We start from the raw sequence: 3662 nt of genomic DNA, 5'->3' as shown, positions 1-3662 counted from the left end.
CCCATTATCGTTACTCATGTCAGCATTCGCACTTCTGATACCTCCAGCAAGCTTCTCAACTCACCTTCACAGGCTTACAGAACGCTCCTCTACCGCATCACCTAAGTGATACCCGTAGCTTCGGTGTATGGTTTGAGCCCCGTTAAATCTTCCGCGCAGGCCGACTCGACTAGTGAGCTATTACGCTTTCTTTAAAGGGTGGCTGCTTCTAAGCCAACCTCCTAGCTGTCTAAGCCTTCCCACATCGTTTCCCACTTAACCATAACTTTGGGACCTTAGCTGACGGTCTGGGTTGTTTCCCTTTTCACGACGGACGTTAGCACCCGCCGTGTGTCTCCCATGCTCGGCACTTGTAGGTATTCGGAGTTTGCATCGGTTTGGTAAGTCGGGATGACCCCCTAGCCGAAACAGTGCTCTACCCCCTACAGTGATACATGAGGCGCTACCTAAATAGCTTTCGAGGAGAACCAGCTATCTCCGAGCTTGATTAGCCTTTCACTCCGATCCACAGGTCATCCGCTAACTTTTCAACGGTAGTCGGTTCGGTCCTCCAGTTAGTGTTACCCAACCTTCAACCTGCCCATGGATAGATCGCCCGGTTTCGGGTCTATTCCCAGCGACTAGACGCCCTATTAAGACTCGCTTTCGCTACGCCTCCCCTATTCGGTTAAGCTTGCCACTGAAAATAAGTCGCTGACCCATTATACAAAAGGTACGCAGTCACCCAACAAAGTGGGCTCCCACTGCTTGTACGCATACGGTTTCAGGATCTATTTCACTCCCCTCTCCGGGGTTCTTTTCGCCTTTCCCTCACGGTACTAGTTCACTATCGGTCAGTCAGTAGTATTTAGCCTTGGAGGATGGTCCCCCCATATTCAGACAAAGTTTCTCGTGCTCCGTCCTACTCGATTTCACTGCAAAGATGTTTTCGCGTACAGGGCTATCACCCACTATGGCCGCACTTTCCAGAGCGTTCCGCTAACATCAATACAGCTTAAGGGCTGGTCCCCGTTCGCTCGCCACTACTAAGGGAATCTCGGTTGATTTCTTTTCCTCAGGGTACTTAGATGTTTCAGTTCCCCTGGTTCGCTTCTTAAGCCTATGTATTCAGCTTAAGATACCTAACTTATGTTAGGTGGGTTCCCCCATTCAGACATCTCCGGATCAAAGTCTGTTTGCCGACTCCCCGAAGCTTTTCGCAGGCTACCACGTCTTTCATCGCCTCTGACTGCCAAGGCATCCACCGTATGCGCTTCTTCACTTGACCATATAACCCCAAGCAATCTGGTTATACTATGAAGACGACATTCGCCGAAAATTCGCAATTTAACTCACAAATTTTACCTTAGCCTGAATAAACACCAGTGAAAGTGTTACCCAGTCTATCTTTCTATCACATACCCAAATTTTTAAAGAACGATCTAATCAAAAGATCAGAAATCAACATTCACCATTGTTTCAATGGAATGCTCATTTCTAAGCTTTACGATACAGAAGCAAGTTTATGGTGGAGCCAAACGGGATCGAACCGTTGACCTCCTGCGTGCAAGGCAGGCGCTCTCCCAGCTGAGCTATGGCCCCATTACAAAATTGGTGGGTCTGGGCAGATTCGAACTGCCGACCTCACCCTTATCAGGGGTGCGCTCTAACCAACTGAGCTACAGACCCAATTTCGAGCTTGTAACTGTTAGCGTGAGCTATCAGCTTGGAGCTTAAAGCTGCTTCTATCGTCTTCTTCAATGAATCAAGCAATTCGTGTGGGAACTTATGGAGCAGCTGATGTCGTCGATTAAGGAGGTGATCCAGCCGCAGGTTCCCCTACGGCTACCTTGTTACGACTTCACCCCAGTCATGAATCACACCGTGGTAACCGTCCTCCCGAAGGTTAGACTAGCTACTTCTGGTGCAACCCACTCCCATGGTGTGACGGGCGGTGTGTACAAGGCCCGGGAACGTATTCACCGTGACATTCTGATTCACGATTACTAGCGATTCCGACTTCACGCAGTCGAGTTGCAGACTGCGATCCGGACTACGATCGGTTTTATGGGATTAGCTCCACCTCGCGGCTTGGCAACCCTTTGTACCGACCATTGTAGCACGTGTGTAGCCCAGGCCGTAAGGGCCATGATGACTTGACGTCATCCCCACCTTCCTCCGGTTTGTCACCGGCAGTCTCCTTAGAGTGCCCACCATTACGTGCTGGTAACTAAGGACAAGGGTTGCGCTCGTTACGGGACTTAACCCAACATCTCACGACACGAGCTGACGACAGCCATGCAGCACCTGTCTCAATGTTCCCGAAGGCACCAATCTATCTCTAGAAAGTTCATTGGATGTCAAGGCCTGGTAAGGTTCTTCGCGTTGCTTCGAATTAAACCACATGCTCCACCGCTTGTGCGGGCCCCCGTCAATTCATTTGAGTTTTAACCTTGCGGCCGTACTCCCCAGGCGGTCAACTTAATGCGTTAGCTGCGCCACTAAGAGTTCAAGACTCCCAACGGCTAGTTGACATCGTTTACGGCGTGGACTACCAGGGTATCTAATCCTGTTTGCTCCCCACGCTTTCGCACCTCAGTGTCAGTATCAGTCCAGGTAGTCGCCTTCGCCACTGGTGTTCCTTCCTATATCTACGCATTTCACCGCTACACAGGAAATTCCACTACCCTCTACCATACTCTAGCTTGCCAGTTTTGGATGCAGTTCCCAGGTTGAGCCCGGGGATTTCACATTCAACTTAACAAACCACCTACGCGCGCTTTACGCCCAGTAATTCCGATTAACGCTTGCACCCTCTGTATTACCGCGGCTGCTGGCACAGAGTTAGCCGGTGCTTATTCTGTCGGTAACGTCAAAACACTAACGTATTAGGTTAATGCCCTTCCTCCCAACTTAAAGTGCTTTACAATCCGAAGACCTTCTTCACACACGCGGCATGGCTGGATCAGGCTTTCGCCCATTGTCCAATATTCCCCACTGCTGCCTCCCGTAGGAGTCTGGACCGTGTCTCAGTTCCAGTGTGACTGATCATCCTCTCAGACCAGTTACGGATCGTAGCCTTGGTGAGCCATTACCTCACCAACTAGCTAATCCGACCTAGGCTCATCTGATAGCGCAAGGCCCGAAGGTCCCCTGCTTTCTCCCGTAGGACGTATGCGGTATTAGCGTCCGTTTCCGAACGTTATCCCCCACTATCAGGCAGATTCCTAGGTATTACTCACCCGTCCGCCGCTCTCAAGAGGTGCAAGCACCTCTCTACCGCTCGACTTGCATGTGTTAGGCCTGCCGCCAGCGTTCAATCTGAGCCATGATCAAACTCTTCAGTTCAAACATCTTTGGGTTTTGAGAAAACCCTAAACTTGGCTCAGCAATCGTTGGTTACATCTTTGATTTCTCGCGGAGTAACTTGTGATGCTGATAATCTTTTTGACTATCAGTCTGACTCCACAAGCACCCACACGAATTGCTTGATTCAGTTGTTAAAGAGCGGTTGGTTAAGCTTTCGCTCAACCGAGGCGCGCATTCTACAGCAGCCTCTGTTGCTGTCAAGCGGTTATTTCAGAAGATTTCAAAGTTTCCCTTGTAACTTCAACCACTTGCGCTTTCGATCTCTCGTTAGCGGGAGGCGAATTCTACAGCGTTACACGCTGCTGTCAACACCT

General features: G+C 50.1%; 2 tRNA genes and 2 rRNA genes. All 4 read right to left on the bottom strand.

What is annotated here, in order from left to right:
* Positions 1 to 1267, bottom strand: a 23S ribosomal RNA gene (locus tag AP059_RS00285); the annotation flags it as partial.
* Between the two features lie 238 nt (positions 1268 to 1505).
* Positions 1506 to 1581 (bottom strand) — tRNA-Ala (locus AP059_RS00280).
* A gap of 10 nt (positions 1582 to 1591) precedes the next feature.
* Positions 1592 to 1668, bottom strand: a tRNA-Ile gene (locus AP059_RS00275).
* A 122-nt stretch (positions 1669 to 1790) separates the two neighbouring features.
* Positions 1791 to 3327: ribosomal RNA gene (locus tag AP059_RS00270) — 16S ribosomal RNA — on the bottom strand.
* Between the last annotated feature and the right edge of the window lie 335 nt (positions 3328 to 3662).

The organism is Pseudomonas sp. TAA207, from assembly GCF_001529285.1.
Classification (GTDB): Bacteria; Pseudomonadota; Gammaproteobacteria; order Pseudomonadales; family Pseudomonadaceae; genus Aquipseudomonas; species Aquipseudomonas weihenstephanensis.
The sequence above is the reverse complement of the archived record's forward strand: the minus strand, read 5'-3'. Positions and strand labels throughout refer to the sequence as shown.